28 protein-coding genes and 1 tRNA gene are annotated in these 24,953 nt (G+C 44.9%); 7 read left to right on the forward strand and 22 right to left on the reverse strand.

The window, feature by feature from the left end:
- Position 1: 1 nt before the first annotated feature.
- Positions 2 to 1,144 carry a cofactor-independent phosphoglycerate mutase gene (locus GACE_RS09415; RefSeq protein WP_048092991.1) on the forward strand — a complete coding sequence of 381 codons (1,143 nt, stop codon included), beginning with the start codon at positions 2 to 4 and terminating at the stop codon, positions 1,142 to 1,144.
- Positions 1,145 to 1,161: 17 nt separating this feature from the next.
- Here GACE_RS09415 and GACE_RS09420 read toward each other — a convergent pair whose 3' ends face one another.
- The 7 genes from GACE_RS09420 to GACE_RS09445 all read right to left on the reverse strand — a co-directional run bounded on the left by GACE_RS09420 (position 1,162) and on the right by GACE_RS09445 (position 6,869).
- Positions 1,162 to 2,157, reverse strand: coding sequence for a hypothetical protein (locus GACE_RS09420; RefSeq protein ID WP_148305959.1), 996 nt, complete (start codon positions 2,155 to 2,157; stop codon positions 1,162 to 1,164).
- A 521-nt stretch (positions 2,158 to 2,678) separates the two neighbouring features.
- Positions 2,679 to 3,071, reverse strand: a complete 393-nt coding sequence (locus tag GACE_RS09425) for a hypothetical protein (RefSeq protein WP_048092995.1) — start codon at positions 3,069 to 3,071, stop codon at positions 2,679 to 2,681.
- Between the two features lie 140 nt (positions 3,072 to 3,211).
- Complete coding sequence (locus GACE_RS09430) at positions 3,212 to 3,403, reverse strand: hypothetical protein (RefSeq protein WP_048092997.1); 192 nt, start codon at positions 3,401 to 3,403, stop codon at positions 3,212 to 3,214.
- Positions 3,404 to 3,525: 122 nt separating this feature from the next.
- A complete protein-coding gene (locus GACE_RS11730; RefSeq protein WP_158413830.1) occupies positions 3,526 to 3,690 on the reverse strand; it encodes a hypothetical protein in 165 nt (54 codons plus the stop codon).
- Between the two features lie 173 nt (positions 3,691 to 3,863).
- Positions 3,864 to 4,283 (reverse strand): hypothetical protein, encoded by a 420-nt coding sequence (locus GACE_RS09435; RefSeq protein WP_048092999.1) that lies wholly within the window; start codon positions 4,281 to 4,283, stop codon positions 3,864 to 3,866.
- Positions 4,283 to 6,040 (reverse strand): prenyltransferase/squalene oxidase repeat-containing protein, encoded by a 1,758-nt coding sequence (locus GACE_RS09440; protein ID WP_148305960.1) that lies wholly within the window; start codon positions 6,038 to 6,040, stop codon positions 4,283 to 4,285. Before GACE_RS09440 ends, GACE_RS09435 begins: the two co-directional genes overlap by 1 nt.
- Positions 6,041 to 6,080: 40 nt before the next feature.
- Positions 6,081 to 6,869: a hypothetical protein gene (locus tag GACE_RS09445; RefSeq protein ID WP_048093003.1), complete on the reverse strand. Its 789-nt coding sequence runs from the start codon at positions 6,867 to 6,869 to the stop codon at positions 6,081 to 6,083.
- A 260-nt stretch (positions 6,870 to 7,129) separates the two neighbouring features.
- Here GACE_RS09445 and GACE_RS09450 point away from each other — a divergent pair, with 260 nt between their 5' ends.
- Positions 7,130 to 7,351: a type II toxin-antitoxin system HicB family antitoxin gene (locus tag GACE_RS09450; protein ID WP_048093006.1), complete on the forward strand. Its 222-nt coding sequence runs from the start codon at positions 7,130 to 7,132 to the stop codon at positions 7,349 to 7,351.
- Complete coding sequence (locus GACE_RS09455; protein WP_048093007.1) at positions 7,323 to 7,556, forward strand: type II toxin-antitoxin system HicA family toxin; 234 nt, start codon at positions 7,323 to 7,325, stop codon at positions 7,554 to 7,556. The genes GACE_RS09450 and GACE_RS09455 overlap by 29 nt, the downstream gene beginning before the upstream one ends.
- A gap of 17 nt (positions 7,557 to 7,573) precedes the next feature.
- Here GACE_RS09455 and GACE_RS09460 read toward each other — a convergent pair whose 3' ends face one another.
- From GACE_RS09460 to GACE_RS09500, 9 genes are all read right to left on the reverse strand, one after another.
- A complete protein-coding gene (locus GACE_RS09460) occupies positions 7,574 to 8,239 on the reverse strand; it encodes an ATP-binding cassette domain-containing protein (RefSeq protein ID WP_048093008.1) in 666 nt (221 codons plus the stop codon).
- Positions 8,236 to 9,240, reverse strand: a complete 1,005-nt coding sequence (locus tag GACE_RS09465; protein ID WP_158413831.1) for an ABC transporter permease family protein — start codon at positions 9,238 to 9,240, stop codon at positions 8,236 to 8,238. Before GACE_RS09465 ends, GACE_RS09460 begins: the two co-directional genes overlap by 4 nt.
- Before the next feature lie 107 nt (positions 9,241 to 9,347).
- On the reverse strand, positions 9,348 to 9,803 hold the full coding sequence (locus tag GACE_RS09470; protein WP_048093011.1) for a hypothetical protein: 456 nt from the start codon (positions 9,801 to 9,803) through the stop codon (positions 9,348 to 9,350).
- Positions 9,804 to 9,847: 44 nt separating this feature from the next.
- Positions 9,848 to 11,026, reverse strand: coding sequence for a hypothetical protein (locus tag GACE_RS09475; RefSeq protein ID WP_048093012.1), 1,179 nt, complete (start codon positions 11,024 to 11,026; stop codon positions 9,848 to 9,850).
- A gap of 128 nt (positions 11,027 to 11,154) precedes the next feature.
- Positions 11,155 to 12,150: a Kelch repeat-containing protein gene (locus GACE_RS09480; protein ID WP_084063712.1), complete on the reverse strand. Its 996-nt coding sequence runs from the start codon at positions 12,148 to 12,150 to the stop codon at positions 11,155 to 11,157.
- On the reverse strand, positions 12,147 to 12,278 hold the full coding sequence (locus GACE_RS11945; protein ID WP_318249201.1) for a hypothetical protein: 132 nt from the start codon (positions 12,276 to 12,278) through the stop codon (positions 12,147 to 12,149). The genes GACE_RS09480 and GACE_RS11945 overlap by 4 nt, the downstream gene beginning before the upstream one ends.
- A 21-nt stretch (positions 12,279 to 12,299) precedes the next feature.
- Entirely contained in the window at positions 12,300 to 12,884 is a 585-nt protein-coding gene (locus tag GACE_RS11570) for a hypothetical protein (protein WP_148305961.1), read from the reverse strand.
- A 123-nt stretch (positions 12,885 to 13,007) separates the two neighbouring features.
- Complete coding sequence (locus GACE_RS09495) at positions 13,008 to 13,442, reverse strand: hypothetical protein (RefSeq protein WP_048093019.1); 435 nt, start codon at positions 13,440 to 13,442, stop codon at positions 13,008 to 13,010.
- Positions 13,443 to 13,583: 141 nt separating this feature from the next.
- Positions 13,584 to 14,690, reverse strand: a complete 1,107-nt coding sequence (locus tag GACE_RS09500) for a phospholipase C/P1 nuclease family protein (RefSeq protein WP_048093020.1) — start codon at positions 14,688 to 14,690, stop codon at positions 13,584 to 13,586.
- A gap of 121 nt (positions 14,691 to 14,811) precedes the next feature.
- Between GACE_RS09500 and GACE_RS09505 the strand changes: the two genes are divergently transcribed.
- Both GACE_RS09505 and GACE_RS09510 read left to right on the forward strand, forming a co-directional pair.
- Complete coding sequence (locus tag GACE_RS09505) at positions 14,812 to 15,189, forward strand: hypothetical protein (RefSeq protein ID WP_052400271.1); 378 nt, start codon at positions 14,812 to 14,814, stop codon at positions 15,187 to 15,189.
- 113 nt (positions 15,190 to 15,302) lie between these two features.
- Positions 15,303 to 15,869, forward strand: coding sequence for a winged helix-turn-helix transcriptional regulator (locus GACE_RS09510; protein ID WP_158413832.1), 567 nt, complete (start codon positions 15,303 to 15,305; stop codon positions 15,867 to 15,869).
- A 14-nt stretch (positions 15,870 to 15,883) separates the two neighbouring features.
- Here the strand turns inward: GACE_RS09510 and GACE_RS09515 are convergent, their stop codons facing one another.
- The 3 genes from GACE_RS09515 to GACE_RS09525 all read right to left on the reverse strand — a co-directional run bounded on the left by GACE_RS09515 (position 15,884) and on the right by GACE_RS09525 (position 18,653).
- On the reverse strand, positions 15,884 to 16,387 hold the full coding sequence (locus tag GACE_RS09515) for a DUF5336 domain-containing protein (protein WP_048093024.1): 504 nt from the start codon (positions 16,385 to 16,387) through the stop codon (positions 15,884 to 15,886).
- 44 nt (positions 16,388 to 16,431) lie between these two features.
- Positions 16,432 to 18,372 (reverse strand): beta-propeller domain-containing protein, encoded by a 1,941-nt coding sequence (locus GACE_RS09520; RefSeq protein ID WP_048093026.1) that lies wholly within the window; start codon positions 18,370 to 18,372, stop codon positions 16,432 to 16,434.
- Between the two features lie 178 nt (positions 18,373 to 18,550).
- Positions 18,551 to 18,653 (reverse strand) — tRNA-Tyr (locus tag GACE_RS09525).
- Positions 18,654 to 18,776: 123 nt separating this feature from the next.
- Here GACE_RS09525 and GACE_RS09530 point away from each other — a divergent pair.
- Together GACE_RS09530 and lonB are read left to right on the forward strand one after the other, a co-directional pair.
- Positions 18,777 to 19,301 carry an HD domain-containing protein gene (locus tag GACE_RS09530; protein ID WP_048093028.1) on the forward strand — a complete coding sequence of 175 codons (525 nt, stop codon included), beginning with the start codon at positions 18,777 to 18,779 and terminating at the stop codon, positions 19,299 to 19,301.
- Positions 19,302 to 19,344: 43 nt separating this feature from the next.
- Positions 19,345 to 21,198, forward strand: coding sequence for an ATP-dependent protease LonB (lonB, locus tag GACE_RS09535; RefSeq protein WP_048093030.1), 1,854 nt, complete (start codon positions 19,345 to 19,347; stop codon positions 21,196 to 21,198).
- On the opposite strand, the gene GACE_RS09540 is transcribed toward lonB, so the two are convergent.
- The 3 genes from GACE_RS09540 to rqcH are packed head-to-tail and all read right to left on the reverse strand — an operon-like array spanning position 21,181 to position 24,784.
- The gene (locus GACE_RS09540) at positions 21,181 to 21,915 is read right to left on the reverse strand and encodes an alpha/beta fold hydrolase (protein ID WP_048093032.1); all 735 of its coding nucleotides are present in this window, start codon (positions 21,913 to 21,915) and stop codon (positions 21,181 to 21,183) included. The genes lonB and GACE_RS09540 overlap by 18 nt on opposite strands.
- A gap of 25 nt (positions 21,916 to 21,940) precedes the next feature.
- A complete protein-coding gene (locus GACE_RS09545; protein ID WP_052400272.1) occupies positions 21,941 to 22,810 on the reverse strand; it encodes a DUF166 domain-containing protein in 870 nt (289 codons plus the stop codon).
- Between the two features lie 42 nt (positions 22,811 to 22,852).
- Positions 22,853 to 24,784 carry a ribosome rescue protein RqcH gene (gene rqcH / locus GACE_RS09550; protein WP_048093033.1) on the reverse strand — a complete coding sequence of 644 codons (1,932 nt, stop codon included), beginning with the start codon at positions 24,782 to 24,784 and terminating at the stop codon, positions 22,853 to 22,855.
- Positions 24,785 to 24,953 lie beyond the last annotated feature (169 nt).

Raw genomic sequence — 24,953 nt, forward strand, 5'->3', positions numbered from 1 at the left:
GATGAAGCATCTCATCCTCATTCCTGATGGACTCGCGGACTGGGAAGTCGAGGAACTCGGGAATAAAACGCCCTTGGACTATGCCGATCCTGAGAACATGAACTATCTTGCAAAAGAGGGCATCTGCGGAGTGGCGGAGACAATCCCGGATGGCTTCGAGCCGGGGAGCGACATAGCCAACATGACGATACTCGGGGTGGATCCCAGAAGATACTACACCGGCAGAGGCCCAATAGAAGCAATGGCGATGGGCGTTGAGGGCAGGATATTCTTCAGGTGCAATCTGGTGTACGTGGAGAAGGGCGTGATGGTGGACTACAGCGGGAACAGGATTGGCAATGAGGAGGCAAGAAGGGCTTTCGAGGCACTCAACAAAGCCTGCAGTTATGACTTCGTAAGCTTCCACCACGGCGTAAGCTTCAGAGGGATTCTCTCGCTTCACAGTGAATTTGACGAAATCCCGAGGACGTATCCGCCCCACGACATTATGGGGGAGAGGTTCGAGAAATATCTGCCAGCAAACGGTTCTTTGGCCAAGCTGCTGAACGAGCTGATGGAGTGGAGCGTGGAAGTTCTTGCAGAAATTGAGAGCAGAGCGAACATGATATGGCCGTGGAGCGGAGGAAAAAGGCCAGAATTTCCGAAATTCGCTGAGAAGTACGGCCTGAGAGGGGCGATGATCAGCGAGGTTGACTTGCTCAGGGGTGTGGGAAAGGCGATGGACATGGACGTCATAGAGGTGGCTGGAGCTACAGCCTACATGGACACCAACTACAGGGGGCTCGCCAGGGCTACGCTCAAAGCCCTAAAGAGCCATGACGTTGTCGTGCTCCATACCGAGGGCATAGACGAGGTCGGGCATGAAGGTGAGGCTGAGAAGAAGGTCGAGGCGATACTGATGTACGACGAGAAGATTGTTGGATACCTGCTGGACAGGCTGGATCTGGATGAGACGAAGATAATGCTCATCCCAGATCATCCAACACCGGTGAAGCTGAGAACCCACGTCGCCGAGGAGGTGCCGTTTGTGATCAAGGACGGTAAAAGAGATGGTGTCAGCAGGTTCACGGAGAAGGAATGCAGAAAAGGGAAGCTGGGAAGGGTTGACGGGCTCAGGCTCATGGAGCTTTTGATGGGGATTTGAAGCTAAAACACCATTTTTCATTCTGGTAGTCTGAGAAGATACAGTCCATCACTCGATCCGAGCAGGAAGCTTCTGCTGCCCAAGGACAGTATCGAGAAGGCTTTAGCGTTTAATGGGAATTCTATCTTCTCCTGCATCCTGCCGTTCACGTATTCAAGCCCGGTGAAAAAGTTCCCGGTTTCGTTGTGAATTACAGCAAAAACTTCATCTTGTCCATCGCCATCACTGTCGTCCACCTCTACGGGAGTAAGATAATACCCCTCTTTCGCCTCGTAGAGCTTCGCAACGCTTGCATCACTGAGATCCAGCAGATATATGCTCTTTGGACCGTACAGAAGTATGGCTTCTTCTCCTTCAAACTTCGCCAGAATTATCCCCCAGATGTTCTCGTTCAGCAGCTCAAACCTTCCGTCTTCGACAAAGCTGCCGGATCTGTTCAGAAACACAGAAATGATGCTTTTCGTGTGATTTTCAAAAACCACGCCTGCAACAATGAAATCTTCCGCCCCATCTCCATCCAGGTCGTGGACGAGGCTGCCGAGAACCCTGTTACCCATGCTTCTCTCAAAAATCTTCTTTGTACCCTTAATCAGCACAACCTTTCCCGTTCCGGTTTTCACATCAAAGCCCGTTAGAATGAGAGTGCCATCACTCATTCTGGCCACCTTAAGAACAAACTCTTCCAGCTCGGCGATTTCTCTGATTCTGCCATCAGGAGTTATTTCAATCAGCTCAGAGTGTTCGTGAACATTCGGGCTACCGGTTACAGCCACATATACGTGTCCATTCGATACGCAAGGGTATGAGAAAATCCGGTAACCTTCAAGCGTGTAATTCCAGAGCACATTCATGCCCGAATCTTGGGGGATGAGCTCGAAAGTGCTGAGCCTGCCCTCTCCCCAGTTGACCGATATGCTGTCATCATCTTCCACCAGAAAGGACTTCATTGAAACCATAAGGTAGGCGGTCGCATTCACCTTTTCAAGGCCCACAACAGGCCACTCCGATTTCATTAGCTGGATCAGCTCAGGAGGGGCCGGTGGACGATTGCAATCACAACAAAAAATAATGTAACAAGGGATAGCGCTACCTTCTTTCCCACCACTGCTATCACCCTTCATAGCACGATGCACGCCATTCTACGTCAATGTAGCAGCCATAAATGGTGGAGCATGAGGCTGAGACTGTCCCATAGACCATAGAACAACTACCCCCACTGCCCCAATAATTGCAGGAGTCATAACCGTACCAGTCCAATACTGAGAGGGAGTTACATCTTGCAGTTTTGTTGCTGCCACTATGCTGGCCCCAACTACTCTCAACAACAACAGAGCCAGCAGCACTACCAAAGCTCTCTTCATCGTATAACCCCCACATCCGAAATTAGAGCTTCAAGGGCATCCAACTCTCTCTTTTCCACCTTTACCACATACATCACCCATACACCCTACAATCCACACACTAACAAAAAACAATCCAAAAATTGTAGCTATTAATTGAAACAATCCGTAAAATAAGAGCAGGCTCTCTCTGATTAAATGGTGCTCAGTGAAAAGCACGTCATAAGCTGAGGTATCAGTGTTAAAGCAGAATAGAGCAGTACAAAAACTGAAAATCCAATAACAGCTTGTTTTCCGACCTCGATATTGCTGTAGAGAAAAATCGAAGCACAGATTATTAAACCCGATAATAGAGCGTATTCGATTACAGCAAAGCTGTCGTGAGTTGGGAAAATGTCTGGATATATTCTGTAGGTTGATATCAAGAATACATAAGCCAGAAGAGAAAATGCAAAAGGTATGGCAGATTTCTTATTTTCCACCTCCATGCTCAGAAAAATCAAACCGATTAGTGAGATTACTGCAAGCAAACCTCTGAATTCGTAAAAAGACAATTTTGTAAATACTATGTAGATCAGATAGTTCATAAACACCAACGAAGTTAAAAACGATGAAATAAAAATTTTAAAAAATTTGAAAGTTAATTTCGGCATAAGGTCACCCTATCAGCACGTAGAAGTCTGTTATTTTGCCCTGATCTCCGCTCCAAGCATCGCAAGTTTTCATACTACCACATCCTCTGATAGACCATTCTGATTCTTTCCTCACCATCAACCACCTGCCAGCCTTTCTTTTCTATCTTGAATTCTAAGGTTTTTCCCCCAGTATATGCTTTCCACCCATATCTCGGTTCCCATGGAATCGTGTAGATGAAAAAGAAAGGCAGAGCTTTGAAACCAGAATGGACAGAGAATTCCACAAATATTGTCGAATTGCCTTCGAATTCTGCGTAGACCGGAACATTAATCTTGTATTTTTCTGATAACTCCTCTTCATTTTCGGTTCTTGAAATAAATTCTTTTTCAAGCAGTGGGGAAAGTGTTATATTGGCTCCATAATGTCTATTGTTTTGCCACTTGTGACGGAGATAACTACGGGAAATAAATCTACTTCCTTCAGCTCAACTTTCAGCATTTTTCCATAAGATGTATCGATTATGGAAACATTCGTATTGGAAGATTGACTTATCACAGGTTTTCCATCCATATACGGGATTGGTAGAATAAGTGTAACATTTTTTGGTTTTTCTCTCCCGTAAAAGGTGATCTTATATCAATATTCGGCAGGCAGGTTTACGAAAGCCAGAGTAAATCCTGAAAAGAGAAATCCTATGAAGAAAATTAAAAAAAGAAAGGAGAATATGATTTTAATTCTCTTGCTCATTTATTTACCCCCGAAGGAGTGCTGTAAGCATTCTCGTTGTAATACTCGATGAGTCCTTTCACGTATCCTGCGGTCTTTCTCACAAGATCCTGGGTTATTTGTTTCACTTGATCCATGTCCTCCGGCATAATGTATGGTGTACCTGTATCCGGATCGATTTTTATAAGTGCATCCAAATCGTCTCGATATTGTCTTGAATAGCTAGCAAGGTCTTTCACTGCTTGTTTTGGATCGGATATAGATATGATAGGAGCGTTGTATGCTATTGATTTAAGTCCCCAGGAATCTTGATCGTCAAATTTACTGTGTACAGGGCTTTCATAGAAGTCATACCATCCTCGGAAGAGATGTTGATACTGCTGAACAAGAATCAAACTGTTGTTTTTAGTCAATGTCTGGAAGGATTTTGCAAACATCAAGTTACACCACCTTCAATTAGCCTTGCCGTCTTCACCCCATAGTATGTGGTGATAATCGTTGGTTTTTCGTCTTCTGCCGTAAAACTGAACCCACCAACTTTTCGCTTACACCTTTCCAGAAATTCAAGAACTCCATCGGGATTTTCTGGAGTTTCACCCAATATTTTGAGACTCTTCACAACAAAATACGTGCTTAGAATGTTCGACTTGTTGTCCAATCCGAATCCGCCATCGCTATTTTGCTGTGATTTTAGCCACTCCACCAAGCTCTCTTTGTTTTTCGGCTCGGTGTTCAGGTATTTCAGCACCTCTATGAATTCCATTGTCTCTTTTTGAGCTTCCACGATGTTGCAATCTTTTTCCATGCAAAAGTATCCGTCCCTTTCGAACCCATAAATTCTGTATATTATTTTATCCCTTGTATCACCTTTCAGAGTTGTATTTACTAATTTGAGAGCTGTCATGCACTCATAAAACACCTGAAGATTGTCAAGTTCTCCACTTGCAAACATCTCGACATACGGCATACATGCATCGATAACAACGTCTCTCTCCACAGCCTTCCCCAGAAGAGTTAATCCTGCAATGCTTGGGTAGAAATCAAAATTGTACCTTCCAGATTTCAGGTCTTCGACAGCTTCCCAGAATCTATGCTCAAAAAAAGTCTCCACAGATTTGTCGTAGGATTCATTTAAATCCTTAAGGATGCTTACCGCATAATACGTGTATTTTGCTGCAGCCAGACCTCTTACGATCGGCGTGTATCCTCCTGTAGGCAATTCATGAAGTGTCACGAGCTTGGCTATTTTTTCCCTATTTGGGATTTCATAACCTGATTCCACGATAATTTTAAGAGCCGCATACGTTCCAAATTCGTTAGAAACAGGACTAAAATCAAAACCGAAACCTCCATCCCTGTTTTGTTGGGAGATTATATATCTAATCACTTCATCTGGTATTCCTGGAGACTCATTTAATATACTTGCAACATTTAAATACGCAAGTACATACGCCAGATTTCCTGATTTTTTCAGCTCTTTTAGGGAAAGAATTTCTTTTTTAACCTCGTTTAGATAGTCTTTTCTCTGGTCAATATTTGGCAATCTTTTCACATCCACTCCTATGTTGTGGAGAGAGACGATAACTTCTTCAAGGTGGAATAAGTCTCTCATATAACTATCATTCAAGTATTTACTATACATGTATTCGTAAAATTTTTCAGATGGGATTTGATACAAGCCCATTAACTCAGAGGCTGCAAGATTGGCAAATCCGGTTGGAACACCCCCAACAGCATTTGCAAAACCTCCACTTTCCACCTGGTATGAACTCAGCAGACCCATTATTTTATTCCTGTGCTCATAAGACCTTGCTTTGTCGAGATAATACAGAGATTTGGAGATATAGTAGAGGTCTTCAAGTGTATTTTTTGATGTGTCGAACTTTTCAAGTTCCCTCTCCAAATGTTCTACAGTTTCCTGCCTGTATAGTGGCTCCAAACCAATGAAATCTGAAATCATTACAAAATAGTACGTAGAATACAGTTCTGGTTTAGTATTGAATCCTGCGTAACCACCATCCACAGTTCTTGATGCTCTTATAAGCCTGAGAGTGTTTTCTGTCCAGTTGCTTTCAAAGAAATCATGATTTGAAAACTTGCTGCCAGATTCCTTTTCTGAGTTCAAATTCACCTTAATCCCCATAACTGTTAAAAACAGTAGGAGAGAAACAAGCAATACAGATTTTTTGTTCACAACTTTTCACCTCTTGAAGATTTATAAAATTTGTAAAAATTTAAAAATAAACTTCCGAAATGACATGTATCGCATTATTCCCTATTCTGACGTTTGCATCGTCTCGCTGGCGCATACCAGTGATGCCCAGCCAGTCTTCTGCATGGAGGTTTGCGTAGCTGTGCATCGCACTTGAAACATCGTTAAACGTGTCTTCAAAAGTTCCGGTGTTGCTGTATTGTGTAAATGATGGAGGCCATGATATTGTCACGAAAAATCCGCTGATTGTAACTTCTGTAATTAGCTTTATCTCATCCGCATTGCCGCTTCCATACCACGTTCCTGAGGACCAGCCTTTCAGATCGCAGCTAGTATATATGGGGTCGCACTTTGCCACAAAATAAGTCTGTCCCTCAACATAACCACCATTCCAGTATTCCCACTGATCATCCCATCCGGCACACGTTACAATGTCCCTGGAGGTATCCAGTATGCACGTGCCCCTTATGGAATTTGGGGACACAATCGATCCAGAAGTTTTGGAATTTCTTTCTCCTGGTGAAGGTACCTGAATCCCTTTTTTCTTGAGATTTTCTAAGTCTTTAGTAGCTTTGTTTTTAAGATATTCTGAAATATCCTTCAAAATTTTATTTCTTATTTTGCTGTTTTCGTCAATTTTTACAACATATTTGCCCGGACCGACTTTTTTGATGTACTCTTTCCCTGTTCCATTGTATTTCGATATCAGAGAGTCAAGATCCCCAGCACTGGTCATTTCTGCAGCCATCACTGGACTTATTATGCTTCCCACAATCACCAATACCAGCAATACTGCAAATGCCCTTTTCATCGCATCACCTCATACCTACATAGCAGTATTACATCATACTGACATATAACAATTCTGACCATATTTTCAGAATTATTTTTACAATTTTATTTTCTCAAAACATGGTCAGAAAGTTTATTTAGAATACCAGACAAGTAATGTAGACTTCATTTTCTAATAGATCCACCACCCCCGTAAATGATTGCGATCTCAGCTCATGCCCCAGCAACGTTCTAATTCCGGAAACAGGATTTATAAACTACAGAGCCAATATTATCAATATGAAACTCAGTGTAATTGTCTGGAGAGAAGAGGAGTGGTACATCATCACAGAAGTCTTCACAGGCGTTACGACGCAGGGCAAGACGATAGAGGAGGCAGTTGAAAACATAAAGGAGGCTGTGGAGCTATATCTGGAGGAAATGCCGGAAATCAGGGAGGAGCTTGAAAGAAGGGATGTCGTAGGTGTGCTGAATGTCGAAATTGCCGAGATTGTCGGGTGAAGATGTCATTAAAGTTCTCACCAGAAAATTTGGCTTCAGAGTCAGCAGGCAGAGAGGTAGCCATGTATCCTTAGTTAAGTACGCCGGTGGAAGGAAGATTACCACTGTTGTCCCACTGCATGATGAGCTCAGGCCCGGAACGCTCCTGGGAATCCTGAAGCTGGCAGAAATCGAGAAAGAGGAGTTCATCAGAAGTTTAAAGTAGAAATTTACATTCATCGCTCATTTAACATCTGCGTGCAGCCCACACTCATGCAGGAAATACACCCTATCGGCATACTCCTTTACACGCTCATCGTGTGTTGCCACCACCACCGCAGCGTCATTACTCTTTCTGAATTCGTCAAGCAATTCCAGAACTACTCTGCCATTTGAATCATCTAAATTTGCTGTCGGCTCGTCAATGATTGCAAGCTTGGGCTTTTTGCACAGAGCCATTGCTATGACTGCCCTCTTCCGCTCGCCAAAACTGAGCTGAAAGGGATACTTTCCAAGTCTGTTTGTCAGAGCAAGCCTCTCGGCAATTTCCTTCGCTATTCTGATACCCTCACTTTTAGGAGTACCTTTGATTGATAGGGGTAGCGTGAGATTGTCGGCCAGAGTTAGCGAGTTTACCATCTTGCAGGACTGATAGGCGTATCCTATGTAATCCCTCCTCAGGATATTCAGTTCGTTTTCTGATATTTTCAGGACACTTTTACCGTTTATCCTCACGTCTCCCTTATCCGGTTTGAGAACTGTTGCAAAGATGTTGAGGAGCGTTGTTTTACCCGATCCCGATGGAGCAAAAATTGCTGCAAATTCTCCGGGAGCAACTCTGAAGTCAATGCCTTTCAGGACTTCATGATTTCCAAAGCTTTTGCAGACTCCTGTGGTCACAAGCATCATCTCACCTCCGAAAGAGTTCTGGCAAGATCAAAATTTCTGAAAAGCCAGTAGGATGCAAGATAGGATACAATGACAGAGAATACCGCGAGCAGGGAAACCGAAATGATGAAGCTGGCATCCAGTGGCATGAAGAGTCCCACAAAGTTTTCGACGTATGCCTTAGCCACAACGTACGAAACCGGCAGCACAATCAGCAGCCATCTTAAAACGGTCAGCGCCGTAAAAAGAAGAGACACAAAATTCCTGGATGCGCCCATCATGATCAGAACTGCAAAGTCCCCGGACCTCAGGTTAAATGTGGACTGAACATCCCGCAAAAGAATGGCGAGAATTACCAGAAATCCACCATAACGCATGGTTCTCATAATCGTGGCATTTTCCAGATTGTCAAGTTCTGCTTTCTTTTTATCCAAAATTTCAGTCCTTTTTGCAACGAAATACGATTCGTCAGCGATGAGTGCCACATCACCCATATCACTTTTGTTAGACAGCTTAACCCATAAAGAGGAATATCCCCTGAACATATCTGCGATGTTCTTAACAGCCCTTTCATCCACCACTATTCTGTTTCGGGATGCAGAAGTTGGGTACAGTATACCGGTTATTTCTACATTTTCTGTCACATTTTTCACCTGTATGGTCACATAACTGCCCAGTTCGACATTCAGCTTTTTTGCAGTAGCCACATCTATGATGGCACCACCATTTCCGATACTTTCTTTGAGATATGCTGAATTTATTTCCGTCAATTCAAGCGCTTTCGTCAGATTGTCCACAATAAACAGGTCCAGCTTTCTACAGTTGCCCGATTGGCCACACACTTCAACTCCTCCAATTATCTTGCCTTTGACTACCAGATTCCCACTATTTTCCAGCTTTTTTGCAAATTCTTCACTTATGGGGCCGGTTACAAACAAGTCGAATTGGGCAACCTGATACGGGCCAACCTCACTAAACGCAGTTATGGAGGGTATGGAAACCACAAAAAACCAGAAGGACAAGACAATGATTGACAGAAACAAATACTTCAATTCCGATTTAATGTCTGTCTTGATGCTCTTTAAAAAAAATTTTAATAATAAAGACACTGTTTCACCTCCATCAAATGTCAATTCACATAGAGATATGTCGTATACGGGTATGCGTACGGAATGTATCCCGGACCACCACCCATTAACGCCCTGTATGTACCAGTGCTTCCAGCTTTTGTCTTAACATTCAGGTACATGTGGGTACTGTCAATAACCCAGAAACTACTGCGATAATGCCATGCTGGACCGCCCAAATCGTTATTGAATTGCTGATATTCTAAGGCCAGATTGGGAAGATTTACATGTGACCACGCATCAAATCCAGAATCGCCACTCGATACCATGTAGCCCTGTAACAGCCTTTTGCGTGAATTTTTAAGCTGAAAAGAATAATAGTCTCCGGCTGTTAAGTAGACAGAAACTGAAGCACTTTCATTATTTGGGCCTTGTGTTGGTGAATATCCTGTAAGACTGGTCACATCTTTTTCAGACGCAACATTCATAGACCTTTTCATTATATCGTCCCCTCTCATCTGCTTATCCAATATTACATAATTAATAAAAAATATTTTTAATTCTATATTTTAAACTCCACATATCCTTCATCAGTATATGTCCAGAAGAATACGTTGAATTTACCGTATTTTACACCATAATGCTCCCTCCACTCCATTGGATTACCATCTGGAACTCTGATAGTGGCTCCTGGTTCAATTTGATAGGTATTTGACCTTACGGCCTTTCCTTCATCAACGTTATGCCACCATTTTGCCAGTTCCTGAGAATAGTCGCTCTGGTCGTAAACCACAACATCAGGGATTGTGTAACTCCAAGACTGCGATGCTGACACCTGTGCACCATCGGTTCCAGCTGTGACACCAACTGAAACGGTAACCGTCGAGGCACCCGATGTCGTGGTTGGAGAGTAGTCTGAAAGGAAGTAACCGCTCCGATAGTAATTGGCATCAACCCATGTGTACATGTCCGCAGTTTTCCATCCGGAGTTCCACAGCAATTCACCTGGCACAGACTGTTGTCTGACATGTACATTATACCAGTCATAAGTCCCAGAACCATCATTGTACAGTTTGTAATACAGGGTTCTCACATTTAGTCTCCCGTAAGGTTGCCAGTCATTTCCTGTTGTGTAATTAAGCTGATATATTTGATTCCAGTAGGGTGACGTCTGAATCGTAAAATCGCCTGCATATGGGTGTATGTTCTCCTCAGCCCAAGAGTAAGCCTCCTTTACAATGGCGGAACTTGGATCAGTCGAAACAAATACTTTGCTAAACAAAGTCCTATTGATCTGATAGATTATAAATCCGTACACTTTCTCTTCTCCAATTTTTTTACCATCAGGCCTCCTGCCATCAACAATCTGGGGGCTGAACTGACCCTCAAACAGATTTTTTGCTATTTCGGTACTTCCATTCACGACGATTACAGGTATTCCTGACAGAATTTCTTCACGCAGAAAATCTCTTATTCCGGGCAAGTTTCTTGCTTTCCATCCATCAACAACAAGAATGTGCTTTCCTGCAATTTTTCTAAAGTCTTTCATCTCAGTTGATGAACTGAAGTATTTTCCGACATCTTTACCTATGTAGTATACTGGAAGGCGGTTATTCACTTTCTCAAGTTCATCAGATTTTGTCCCCTTTAAGGGTCCGCCGTTTGACGCTACCATTGCGGCACTTCCGACAAATACAACACTCAGGAGGCATAAAACCACCAGTTCTCTCAAACCCCTCATGCCGCACCACCTCTTGGTTTTGTCATCTAATATTATAACCCTATAGAAATAAAAACTTTCTGACCATATTTTGAGAATATATTTTTGTTTTTATTTTCTAAAAACATGCTATTCCATTGCAATATTTGTTAACCACTTTTCCTGTAATCGAACCTCAATATTTCGTTGAGATACATTCTGCTACTCCACCCTCCCACGACGTACACGTATCTGCCATCCCAAACCGCGACAGCTCCACCCCTGGGAGTGGGAAGTCTGGACTTCATCACGTTTGCATCTCCAGTTTCCGGATCAAATCTGATGATTTCGTCAGTAAAGTTTGTGAAGCCATTGCTTCCCCCAATAACGTAAATCCCATCATCCATAGCTACCGCTGCTCTTGTCCAAGCGTCAGGTTGCTTTGTTGGAAGCTTTGTTTCAAGCCACACAAACGAGCCCTCCGATGGATTGAAGCGGGCAATCCTGTCTTTGTAAAATAGAAATATGCTACCATCAAACCAGACTGCTGAATGAACTGTGAAGCCGGGATTGTCGAAACCTTCTGGATAATCAACATTAAGCTTCTCCATTAAGCTGTTATTCGGGTCGAACCTCCAGACTTCTGGAGTATCTGAGTTTTCGCTTTTCATGAAGAGATACGCGTATTCTCCAGTCCACACTGCCGAAATGTCTGCTGTCGGATATGGAAGTGTAACATTCAGCACCTTTAGCTCGTATGTCTCAGGATTAAAGCTCACAATCTGCTCTGTCGGAACATATCTGCCAGCGCTGTCTGTAACAATACCGCCAAAAATTAGAATCTCTTTCCCTGTCCAAACTGCAGCTTTGCGGTCACTCAGCCCATCAAGCTCCAAAATTTTTTCAGTGCTGTTCTGCTGTGGGTCAAACTTCAGAAACTTCATAGACATGTTTTCATTCCGGATTGTGAAAACATCTGTGAGGATTATATCTTTACCAGTCCAGATGGCGTTTCCCACTGTTACGTGTGCGGCATCTGCTATTTTACCTACGTATACAATGTCCTGATTCCCGCTTTTAGCTTTGATATCTCTTGTGGGCTCTAAAAAAATGAAGAACAAAATGGCTGAGAAAATTAGAGCAGTAAGTAGCAGTAACTTCTTCATGGAGATCCTCCATAGAACGTTAGCACCTTCTTTTCACCATTTCTGTAGTATACTGTTAGTGTACCATTATAAACATCCGCTCTAACAGGCAGTGCTTTAGAGATTACCTCTTTGCTCTCAGGACCCATACATCTCACCCGCTCACCCCATCACACAATCCAGAAAAGATATCCCATAATTACAGGCATAGGCAGGAAGACGAGAAAGGTTTTCGCCTTTCTGTAGAGGAGGCAGAAGGCCACAGGAATCAATACCGATTCGAGATATTTTATCAGACTGAGCAAAACGGGATTTTCCACATCCAGCTTTGGGTAATCCAACTCGTGACCAGTTGGTAAGTTGAAAAGAAGAGCTAACGCAATAGAGATGAGAACCCAGATGAAAAACGCTGCCCTTTCTGGCATGCTCGGCTTTGCAACTCTGACAAGAAATGACGTTGCAACAAAGGCGGAAATTAAAAATGATGCGACCATTAGTGTTGAATAAAATCGATATGGCACCAAAGCAGAAAATGCAGATATGCCAGAGCCAATCAGGAATGCAAGCAGAATTACGTATGTATTGGACGATTTTTCAGGAAACTTCAAAATAAAGACTAAAGGGGTCGCAAAGCTAGCCACAACCAGTAAAAATCTTAACGAACCTAAATCGGTCTTATACAATCTCAATCCGAAAAAGATGATGCCAACAGCAATAAAAAAGATTAACAGATTCGAATATTTCCTGACGTCCATTTTATCTCCTCACGTATTTTACTAAGCCAAGAGTGTACTTTGCTGTTTCGAGCAAGCTGTTTTTTGTGGTTCCTTCTATCCTAAATGCTTTGTTACAGGTTACGTAACCACAACACACAAACTTCACCACATCATACCCCCTGTAACATATGATAAAACAGAGTGGGTTAAAATCAGCGAAAAGGGTATGGAAAGAATTAGCAACGCTCTCAGAAACTGATTCTGGGTTTTTGAATGAATGTAGCAGAATAAGAGCGGAATGAATGTGGCGATGAGGTAGCTCAGCAAGTCTGAGAACACTAAAAAGCTGGCAGTTATGCTAATTTTTATCCACGGTTCTCTTGGGGGTTGGAAGGGGTGAGGCAAACGGAAGGCCATTGCCACAATCTCAGAAAGCATGATGAAGACGAAATAGTCTGTTATCGACACCCTTCTCCTGTCAAGAACCGAGATCGAGATCAGCGAGGGGATGACGATGTACGTGACGAGAATTCCAGTAATGCTAACATACCATATTCTCGGGTAAAAGAGGCTTCCGGAAGCTAATGGAGCGATCATAAGGCCCCCAAAGAAAAGAACTAGAACAGTCTTGGAATTTAGAATCGTATTTGCATTCTTGGATAGAATGAAAATAACAGAAATAGCGAGAGAGGTAGAAGTCAAGAGATCTACTAAAAAAATTGTCAATGACATAGATATTCATCCCGTCACGTACTTGACAAGTCCAAGGACGTATTTGGCTGTTTCAAGAAGACTGTCCTCAGTTATGCTCCTTACCAGTGTGCTACTCTGCCAAGTATCTGGATTATTGTAAATCGTAAGGTAGAGTGTGTCAAAGTAATAGTGAGAATAGCTTGCTAAATTCTCAGTTGCGTCCCATGGATCGTTGATTGCATAGTAGTACCGGTTGTCTTCAATTACCGATTTAAAATTGTAACCACTTTCCCAGTTATTTGAAACATAGTCTTCATATGCTGTATGTACCCATTTATGGAGGGCCTGATCTGCCTCTCTTCCAGTATGTAAAGGATTTCCTACATCAGTCAGAAAGTGACTTGCCCAACCTAAACCCTGAAAAGCATTGTACATATCTCCGTTTCTGTAATAAGATCTCGCACCATATGCATAATACCAGCAGTAATATGGTGCTGACCCCACTCCAGTGTCTGGATTGTAGTAATGGTCGGATGGTAAATGGGGCCAGTAGTCTGGATCATCAGCATGATCCATCGTGATGTTGCAGTAGTCTCTATAAATCCCCCACTTTATACATGAGATGTAGATTATGCTCTGATGAGTATCCACATTCCAGAGTATCCCCACATCTCCACCATACTTTGTACTGAAGTACTCGTTCACAGCCTGAGCAACCTTTTCCAGCATAGCCTTCTCCTCTTGTGTAAGGTTTAGCCCTGCTTTTGAGTTCAGAGTAATCAGAGTTACGTTACCATCTTTAATGCTCCTTACGCGGTACTTCCTCCAAAGTTCTTTCACGAACTTCTTCAGTTCGATTTTCTCTTCTTTCGTCAGATTTGTACTGCTATCGATGTACTTGAAGGTTGCTGCTCTGCCTTTTTCTATGATGCCAGCTGCGATGATTATCCAGTAAGGTGTTGCGTTTTCGAGAACTGGATCGACTTTTATGATGTTTATGTTCTTGTGTAATTCTGTCCTTTCTGTTGCCATTATTGGCTTCATTTCTGCAGTGTTTGCTGCCATTGTCGGACTCACTACACTGCTCAACATTACGAAAACCAACAGCACTGCCAATGCTCTTCTCATCGCACCACCTCTTGGTTTTGCCATCTAATATTATAACCTTACAGACATAAATATTTTCTGACCATATCTTGAGAATTATTTTTCTAATTTAATATTCTCAAAACATGGTCAGAAAGTTTATATTCCTTTAAAATCAACAACAATTATGAAATCAAATCTAATTGCAGCGATGGTGGCGGCGGTTCTTATTATCTCTTCCCCGGTCTACGCAAAATCCGGAGAAGCTGGGATAGATACTGTGTATGACTCTATCAAGCAGGGGGAAACCGACTGGTTCAGCAGGTACATCTCTTCACCCACATTCGACGTTTATCTTGTATGGATCAACCCGTCCAGCAGCCTCACTCTAACGCTATATTCTCCAAATGGAGATGTGTATGGCCCCTTTAGAGATTCGAGTGATGGTGCGGTTGATGGTAAAATAGCATTAACCGTCGAGAATGCCGAACAGGGAGTGTGGTACTTCAAGGTGTATGGCGAGAGGGTGAGCGGGTTTCAGCATTATTCTTTAGCAGTGTTATGAGGACTAAAATCCCAATTTTGCTCCTGTTAACGTTTTTACTGGTTTTTCAGACTTTATCTCCCACTTCCGAGGCTGCCACGGTAAAACCGGCAAACATAAGCGATGAAGAGTTAATGAAGAGGGTTAAAAACGACCCTGCAGATGAGGTCAAGGTTTCCTTCTGGGATCTGCCTCTGTGGATAAAGGTGCACCACATAGCCACTCTCGCTGTAAGTGCTCTTGCCATCTGGAAGCTCCTTCCGTTCTTCGCCGGGAAAATTAAGGTCAGGCTGGAGAACAGAAACAGAAAAAGGATTCTTGAGTTCGTCATCAAAAATCCGGGAGTCAGCCTGAGAGATCTCGAAAGGCACCTCAAAATGAACAGAAGCACGCTCAGGCACCACATCGAGGCTCTCGAAAGGGAAGGGACGGTAATAACCATAAAGGCGGGAAAGGAAAGGCTCGCATTTCCACTTGAGTACCTCATCTTCAACGGTAGAAATCTTGACAGGAAAATTGTTCTCAGATCTGATGCGAGAAAAAAGATTCTTGATGTGCTGAGCAGAAATGGAGGGATGAGGATGAGCGAGCTGGCAAATGCTCTCGAAATGAGCTACAAGACCCTGCACTACCATGTGGCTGTTCTGCAGAGAGCGGGCCTTGTCGAGTTTGATGGTCAGACCGTGAAAGTGAGAGTTTGAGGATTGTTTGATTTTCAGGTGACGGCAAGCATTATTTCGAACTCCTGTCCCCGGTAGCTGACGCACTTTCCGAAGTATTTCCCGAGCTCCTTCGAGTCTTCATTCGGGATTTCAACGATAGCGCTCCCTGAATTCATGGCCGACTCAATTGCCTTTTTCAGTGTTGGATACCGGTTCAGCTCCTCCTCAGAAACGGGGATGCAGGCGTTGTCAACCTCTACCTTCCTGACGTGCAGCCACATTCCCTGCTCGGATTTAAGTGCAAAACCAAGAACGAGGGTAAACGCTGCGAGAGATATCACAAGCACGGCAAATGCCGAGAAAAAGAGAAGTCTCCTGTCTCCAAGTTTTCCGATGGCAGCGAGGTACAACGCGGTGAGAGCGCAGCTAATGGCTATGGAGGTTGCTAAAAAAGCTTGAAACCCCCTGATTTTCTCGAAGGTACTCATAGCTCCAAACACAATCAGGCCAGAGACGATTCCCAAGACCACCACGGCGATCGAGTGCCTCAGATTCATGGCATCTCACCTCAAAAAAATGGGAAGAATATGGAGCCGCTCAATTATCCAAACCTGAACTCCGCAACCCTCTCCCAGGTGTTCTCGTCGTAAACTGCTATAGAGTCTCCGAGGACGTAGAGGTAGTCGTCTATGTAAATTGCCCTCACTGCAGGCACGTCTATCGCCTTCACAAGCTTCAGGCCATCCCCGTAGCTGAACACGTATCCGTGGTTTCCTGCAGGCAGGAAGAACACCCCGTGCTTGCTGTCCATCAGGAAGGCGTGGTGGTTGTAAAGCACCTCGCTCCACGACTCCTTGAGAGTGTACTTGCTTATCTCTTTCGGATTCTTCGCGTCGCTGACGTCGAACAGGGAAAGCTTCACGTAACTTCCCTCTCTCCCGACTCCGAGGATTAAGTGCCCGGAGACCGGGTGGAGGTATGAGGAGAAGCCGGGTATTTTCAGCTCGCCCTTTATCTCCGGCTTTCTCGGGTCGCTCAGATCAATGACGAAGAACGGGTCTGTCTCCCTGAACGTGACTATGTAGCCCCTGTCTCCGATGAACCTGACCGCGTAAATTCTCTCGTCCTCGCCAAAGCCGGCAATCTTTCCAGCAACCCTCAGCTTTTCGTCAAGCACGTAAAGGTCGTTCTCATCGCCAAGGGTGGTTGCAACCCTCAGGTAGCCCCCGTATTCGTCCATCGAGAACTGGTTGAGCAGCCTTCCCGGAATTTCTCCGTCCGCGAGAGACTCAAGGTTCAGGCCAACCTTGACGATGTACGTCCTCTGAATTTCTCTCTTGTGCTCCTTCCGGAAGTCCTGCATCCTGTTCCAGAAGTCGTTCTCGAACTTCAGCCTCTCCTCCTTGTCGAGGGTGAGCAGGTACTTTGAGATTGCACTCTGAATCTCGATGAACTTGGCCTGATTGCCTATGTCGTAGCTCATCACCTTCTCTATCCTGCTAAGCACATCATCTGGCAGCAGATCCCTGTTCTCCTGCAGGAATTTGAAGTAAATTTCGTCCTCCCCCATCCTCTTGCTGTAGGCTATGTAAAGCGCATTCTCGGACATGTAAACGGTGGAGCCGTAGCTTCCCATGAAGCTGAACGTCTTCTCAATTTCCCCGTTTTCGGGATTGACCTTCATCACGGTGTACAGCACTTCCGAGCTAATACCCCTCGGGAAGTAGATGTCCGTGCACCTGATCTCTAAAGCCTCTCCGTTAACCCTCACAGGCTCTACCGGGCAGGGGTCGTAGTAGTCGAGGTAGTTCCTTGTGATGACGAAGATGTAGTCTCCATAAAGCCTCGCCGTTACAATGCTGCCGTCGACATCAATCCTCCACACGTTTTTCCCGTTCTCCTTGTCGTAGCCGGATATTTCGTTGTACCTCAGCACAATCAGCCTGTCCTTGTGGAGGAGCAGGTTTCCGTCCTTCGGTATCTCGAAGCTGACGCTCATGTTGTCTGGAGGGAAGGCAATGACGGACAGAATCTTCCCGTAGTATTCCGGCATTATAATTTGCGGCATGTAGATTCTGGCCATGCCGATGGAGTAGTAGATGTTCTTCCCATCCGTCTTGACTATGTCCGGCTCGTCTATGCCCTTAACCTGAACGTTGGTCTCGGAGTACCTCTCCGCAGCCCTTTCCTCGATCATTGGAGTCGGGACGGGTGTTGCTGTGGGGACAGGCATGGGAGTTGGCGTGCCAGCTGGCATTTCCATTGGCATAGGCACACCCTTCTGCACGGCAACGCCGAACATCGGGTAGCCGTAGTAAACCTCTTTCAGAGCAAGGTACTCTTTAAGCTCATCTTCCGATTTGAAGCGGGCAAGATTGCCAAGTCCGGAAACATTCTCTCCCACAACTTCCGGAGTCTTTTCAGGATACGGTGTTGCTGATGGCGTGGGTGTTGGAGTTGGTTTCACCTGATTCTCGGTGCCTGTACATCCCGCCGCCACCATGACTGCTATCAAACTTAGAATCAGTACAATTTTTTTCATATTCTAACCTGTTTATTTATTTACTAATAGGTTTTTGTTTTGTTAGCTTTTATAAAATTTCTTATGATTTAAATGTAGGCGATTCTCAGGACGGATGGTTTCAGACCCATAGCGGTTCAATCAGTATGCAGAGCATCTTAAGGGGGATTTAAAAATAGGGATGTGGACCAGAAGTAGATGGTCCCGCCTCCCGGATTTGAACCGGGGACCACGGGATCACTGCCCCCCTGCAGGGGCAGGGCAGACTACAGTCCCGCGCTCTACCTCTGAGCTAAGGCGGGATTCAATAGCGCTGTGATGCGAGTCTGTTTAAAAATCTTGTGGACTCTTTCAAACAGCTTGGAGGGAAGGAATTTAAATTCTGACAGCAAAATTTCAGGAAATGACCGAGAGGAGGTGTTTCTCTGCCCCACGATGGAGATCACGTTGAAAGAGTAAAAAAACTCGCACTGTTCATAGCGGAGCGCGAGGGAGGGGACAGAGACGTTATACGGATTGCAGCAGAACTTCACGACATAGCGAGGAATGAGGAAAACCATGCGATCAGAGGGGCAGAAATTGCCCGGAACATTCTGGTGGAAAAGGGTTACAGCGAGGATTTCGTGGAGAGAGTTTGCCACTGCATTGAGGCTCACTCTTTTTCGGGAGGAATCAGACCAAAGACACTTGAGGCCAAAATTCTGAGTGATGCAGACAAACTCGACGCAATGGGGCTGATAGGAGTTGCGAGAGCGTTCATGTATTCCGGGGAGAGGGGCAGAGACATAAAAAGCACGCTGAAGCACTTCGAGGAAAAGCTGCTGAATCTCAGAGATCTGATGTACACGAACACTGCAAGAAAAATAGCCGAGATGAGGCACAAAAAGCTGGAAAGTTTTTACCTCGAAATCCTTTCCGAGCTTGACATGGGGGACGTCGATGACTCCTGATTTGGTTAATTATTTAAATACCTTCCATACATTCTGATGCTAAATGTCAGAAAACATTGATGAACTGCTGGGTGGGCTGGAGTTCAGAACTACTGAAGAAATAGAGGTCCCCAAGAGCCTTATTGATCAGGTCATCGGTCAGGATCATGCGGTGGAGGCAATAAGAAAGGCAGCAGTCCAGAAAAGACATGTGATGCTCATAGGTTCTCCCGGAACAGGGAAATCGATGCTTGCAAAGGCTATGGCGGAACTGCTGCCAAAAGAAGAGCTTGAGGACATTCTGGTATATCCCAATCCTGAGGATCCTAACCAGCCCAGAATAAGGACGGTACCTGCCGGAAAGGGTAAGGAGATCGTCGAGGCGTACAAACAGGAAGCGATGAAAAAGGAACAGGCAAAGAACATGTTCCTTTTCACACTCGTGTTCTTTGTCATAGCCTATTCTGCCCTCATCGGCGAATTTCTCTGGGGCATCATTGCGGCAGTTATGATATTCATGCTCGCGAGATACATGATGCCGAGGGAGGAAAAGAATGTTCCAAAACTCCTTGTCAACAACTCGGGCAGGGAAACTGCACCTTTTGAAGACGCAACCGGAGCGCATGCCGGAGCCCTTTTTGGAGATGTCAGACACGATCCGTTCCAGAGCGGCGGGCTCGAAACTCCTGCACATGAGAGAGTTGAGTCGGGAGCAATCCACAGGGCGCACAGGGGTGTGCTTTACATTGATGAAATCAACACGCTGACAATCGAATCTCAGCAGAAGCTGCTGACAGCCCTCCAGGAAAAGAAGTTTCCGATCACCGGCCAGAGTGAGAGGAGCAGCGGAGCCATGGTCAGGACTGAGCCAGTTCCGTGTGACTTTGTCCTTGTTGCCGCCGGAAACCTTGATGCACTTTACGGGATGCATCCTGCCCTGAGAAGCAGAATAAGGGGTTATGGGTATGAGATATACATGAACGATACAATGGAGGACACTGAGGAAAACAGAAGAAAGCTCGTCAGATTTGTTGCTCAGGAGATTGTGAGGGACGGAAAAATTCCTCATTTCACGAGAGAGGCTGTTGCTGAAATTATACGGGAGGCAAAGAGGAGAGCAGGGAGAAGAGGACACCTGACCCTGAGGTTGAGAGAGCTTGGAGGCATAGTAAGAACCGCTGGAGATATAGCGAGGTCTGAGGGAGCGGAATACGTAACCGTGGAGCATGTACTCAAGGCCAAGAGGATTTCCAAGAGCATAGAGGAACAGCTCGCGGACAAATACATTGAAAGAAGGAAGGACTACAGGCTTTTCATAACTGAAGGAGAGATGGTGGGCAGAGTTAACGGTCTGGCAGTCATCGGAGAATCAGCCGGAATTGTTCTGCCAATAATAGCGGAGGTAACACCTGCACTGAGCAAGGAAGAAGGAAAGATCATAGCAACCGGAAGGTTGCAGGAGATTGCGAGAGAAGCAGTGATGAACGTTTCGGCGATAATCAAGAAGATCATCGGTAAGGACATGTCAAACTACGACGTGCACATTCAGTTCGTCGGAACTTACGAGGGTGTGGAGGGAGATTCTGCAAGCATCAGCATAGCAACCGCTGTTGTCTCTGCTTTAGAGGGTGTTGAGGTGGATCAAAGCGTTGCCATGACCGGAAGCCTCTCTGTTAAGGGAGATGTTCTGCCCGTTGGGGGGGTTACGCAGAAAATCGAGGCAGCAATTCAGGCGGGCTTGAAGAAGGTAATAATTCCAAAGGACAACATTGATGATGTTTTGCTTGATGCGGAGCACGAGGGCAGAATTGAGATTGTTGCTGTCTCAAGAATTGACGAGGTGCTTGAACACAGCCTTGTGGATTCAGAAAGGAAAGAGAAGCTGCTGGAAAAGCTGAAATCATTCAACGCTTCTTAAAAATTCCATTACTATTTTGTTGAACTCTGACGGTTTTTCCACCATCGGCATGTGTCCTGATCCGTGAATCACTGCGAGCTTTGAAGTTCGTATGTGGTCTCTGAGAAATTCAGAAAAGGCCAGGGGTGTCATCACATCTGCGTTTCCGCAAACTATGAGAACCGGGATTTTGAGGTCAATATCTCCTGAAATATACCTGTCTTCGAGATTGAATGTGTTGCAGAGCATAAAATCCTCCAGGACGGCGTCTCTGTTCTGAAAGAGAATGCTTTTTATTTTCTGCTTTAACCTGAGTCCTTCAAAATCCTCAGCGAAAATCCATTTTCCAAGTTTCTCCACCATGTCTTCAAAGTTATTCTTCAAACCATCGATGAGTTTTGGATTTACGGGAAGTTTTGCCCCTGTTGAGATCAGAATGAGACCTCTGGCTTTTCCAGCCCTCAAAATGTATTCCTGAGCGATGGCACCACCCATTGAATGACCTGCAATCACTGGCTTCAACCCGAGTTCGGAAACAAGTTCGATCAGAAATTCAGCATAGTCTCCAAGGGATTTAACATCAAGCTTTCCACTTCTTCCGTGGTTTGGGAGATCGATGGCCACACCAATGTTTTTTTGCCGTTCAAAGACGTCTGAACTCATTCCTGCTCCATGAATGAAGAGAAGGTCTCCGCTACCATCAGCATAAATTTCGACACCATTCACATCAATAATCATAAACGGGACTGAGTTTGAAACTATTTTAATCTTCACCCAGGACTATGTGCTGTATGTGCTCAGGGATGTCCTCGTCACCCTCATAACCAAGTGCTCTGTTCACGGCATGCCTTACAGAGTAGCCTGCGATGTGCAGTATGGTTTCGTTGTACTCGTTGTCCCTCTCCATGCTGCCCGTGCACGGGAAGCTGTGGTGCGCCTCAGCAACAACATTCCATAGCTCCCTCATGTCCTCGAACTCAAGTTCCCTCAGCTTTATTGCAACATACCATGCCGCCCCACACGGTTCGCTTTTCAGAATTCTGACAGAAGTTATCTTCTTTTTCCCGTTAACCTCATCCACTTCGATCTCGAATTCCGGATATCCCATCCCCATTTCCCTGATGAAGCGATTTATCGTGGGGTGTTCGGGACTCTCTCTGAGAATGCAGAAGGGCTTGGGTGCCGCAAACTCTAAGCCAAGCTCGTCGCACTTCTCCTTTATCTGCTTTGCCAGCCCAGCGCTGCACCATCTTGAATCCTCAACAGGGACGATGTATGCCCTGTATCCCAGCTCTGCCAATTTTTCTGGCAGAGCAATCAGAATATCGGGGTGCAGGTTTATGGCGATGGCTATATCCGCCCTGGGGATCTCCTTTGGCAGAAATTCGTCTGCATCCTCAATAAAATCTGGCATGTTCATGGGATCAATCATGCCGAAAGTTGCCACTATGTTTTTGGAGAAGCTGTAAATGTTCTCCTTGCACTGGACACATCCGTCGATGCTGCATGCGCCGAATGAAGGACAGGAATTCCTGTAGTTCATGAGGTTGGCTATGAACCTCTCGCCAAACTCACCGTGATAGAATATTGTGAGCTTCAAATCAGATCTGAACTTTTTCTGCTCGGGTTCCATGAGATTATGTTTATTAAAAATATATAATTCTGTTTTCCCGAATTACTTAGGCTCGGCAATTCTTGATCTTCCGGGTGGGAGGAATTTTGCTATCTCGTCTGGAGATGCAATTGCCCTCACAACGTGCTTTTCATCGTCTTTTGCCATTTCAACGAGTTTTCTTGCAAGGAGAGTCTGCATCTCGTTAACGCTCAGATCTCCAATCTCAAGAACCACATAATAGTCGCAGTTTTGCATAACTCCGTCAACTGGGCCGCCAAAAAGCCTGAGATTGCTCAAATCCACTCCTACTGCCATTTTAAGTTCTACGGTCGTGTAATTCCGCTTACCCTCTATGAAAAAGCTACCTTTTGGTAAATACTCTCCGGGTCTTGCCGCCTTTTTAACCTGTTCCGGGCGAACATAGTATACCTCTCCGGCGTGCTTGCCCTCCTTCCAGAGAGCAGAGTAAATCGCTGCAAATTCTGCTGCCTCTTCTATGCTCTTTTCTCCAGCATCTTGGCCTTTCTTCAGTATCGTTGCAGCTCCTCCGGGCATTTCAGTGTGGAAGAAGAGGTCTCTGCTTTCAAGATGCTTAGAGACAATTTCCTCGTTCATATCGGCACTTCTTCCGCCTATGACCAGAAAACCCTCAGAGGTTATGTACCATCTGTACTTTTCGTACCATTCTCTTTTTCTTGCAATTCTTATTGACGAAAGGATTCTCTTCTCTTCAAGGTTTTCAGCCTTTTTCATTTCATCTTCGGTTTTTTTCAGAGCTTTGGTAACTCCTTCAAGTTTTTCCCTGAATTTCTTCGCTCTGCTGTAATACTCATCCGCAATCTCGTGGATCGACTTCCTCAACCACAGTCTTATGGTGTGCCCTTCCAGCTCAACGTCAACCGCATTTTCTTCAGGTATGAGGGCAACGATCTCTTTCAGCTTTCCATTCTTTTTCTGCTCTTCAACTATTTTCATAACTTCTTTCCAGCCCCTGCTCTCCACCGCTTTCCTGAATGAGGAATGTATGGCTTCCATTTTCTGATAATTCTCGTATATGAGGTCTCCAATTCTCCTGAACTTTTCCATCTCCCTTTCAAATCTTTCTTTTGCTTCTTTCTGCTCTCTATATCTCCTTTCGAGTTTTTCAAGAACTTCGTTTCTTTTTTCCTGCTGTTCAACACTTTCAACGGTCTTGGATGAAAAGAAGTCATCTATGGCCTTCCAGTACTCCTCGAAGTATTTTTTATCGTATTTATCGTAAGCGAGAAGCTCCACGGGCTGGTAATCCAGATATTTTCCCTCGTCAAGAACTATGTGCGGCTTTATTTTCCCGGGCATGTAAATCTCATGCATCGCCCTGATTATCCTTCTGATTTCGTCATCCTCAAGCTCGTCGCTCTTCTTGGTTTTATCAACCCCCGCTCTCCTCAGAATCTCTTCGGCGTACAGCCCCCCAGTCCCGAGCCTCCGAGCAATCGTCCTAACGACCTCCCTCCCATCTATTATTTTCCTGAAATCCTCGACCTCCCTCACCTCCCTTGGACTCGGCCTGGGCTCTGGAAACGAGTATGTCGAGCCAATCTTTATCTCATGCTTTAAGGGCATTATAACTCTGAAATTCTCGTCTGCGAGAATAACGTTCCCCTTGCTGAAAAGCTCTGCAATGATGTGCTTTCTTTCCTCTCTCTGAAATGTCAGAACGACGACCCTGTCAAAATCGTGCTGTTTTATGTCCACAACTCTCGCATTGTCGAGGTGCTTTCTTAGGAGCATGGCAAAGGATGAAGGAAAGCGGGGACTCTCCTTTGGGAAAAGGGTTGGATGCACTCTGATTCCTGCCTGAATCGTGAGGTCCACTCTCTGTTTTCCCCTCAGCTTTATTCTGATTTCGTCAGGGGGGTAATGGTATATCTTGTCCACTCTTGCCCCGATCAGCATTTCTCTGATCTCCTCAATCACGATTGAAATGTCAAGAGATGACATTGAGCGCATGGGTGATGTTTCTGGCAACAGGATTTTAACGTTTCCAACAGGTGTTGCATTGCAGAATGTGGGGTGTGTATGAAAAATGCTGGTGATGAAGATTCGACCTTAAGCCACACGGTATCCACTTCATGCTCAGAGGAAGAGTCAAAATCCGGTACTCTCCATTTGTAATGGG

It is taken from the genome of Geoglobus acetivorans, from assembly GCF_000789255.1.
GTDB classification, from domain to species: Archaea; Halobacteriota; Archaeoglobi; order Archaeoglobales; family Archaeoglobaceae; genus Geoglobus; species Geoglobus acetivorans_B.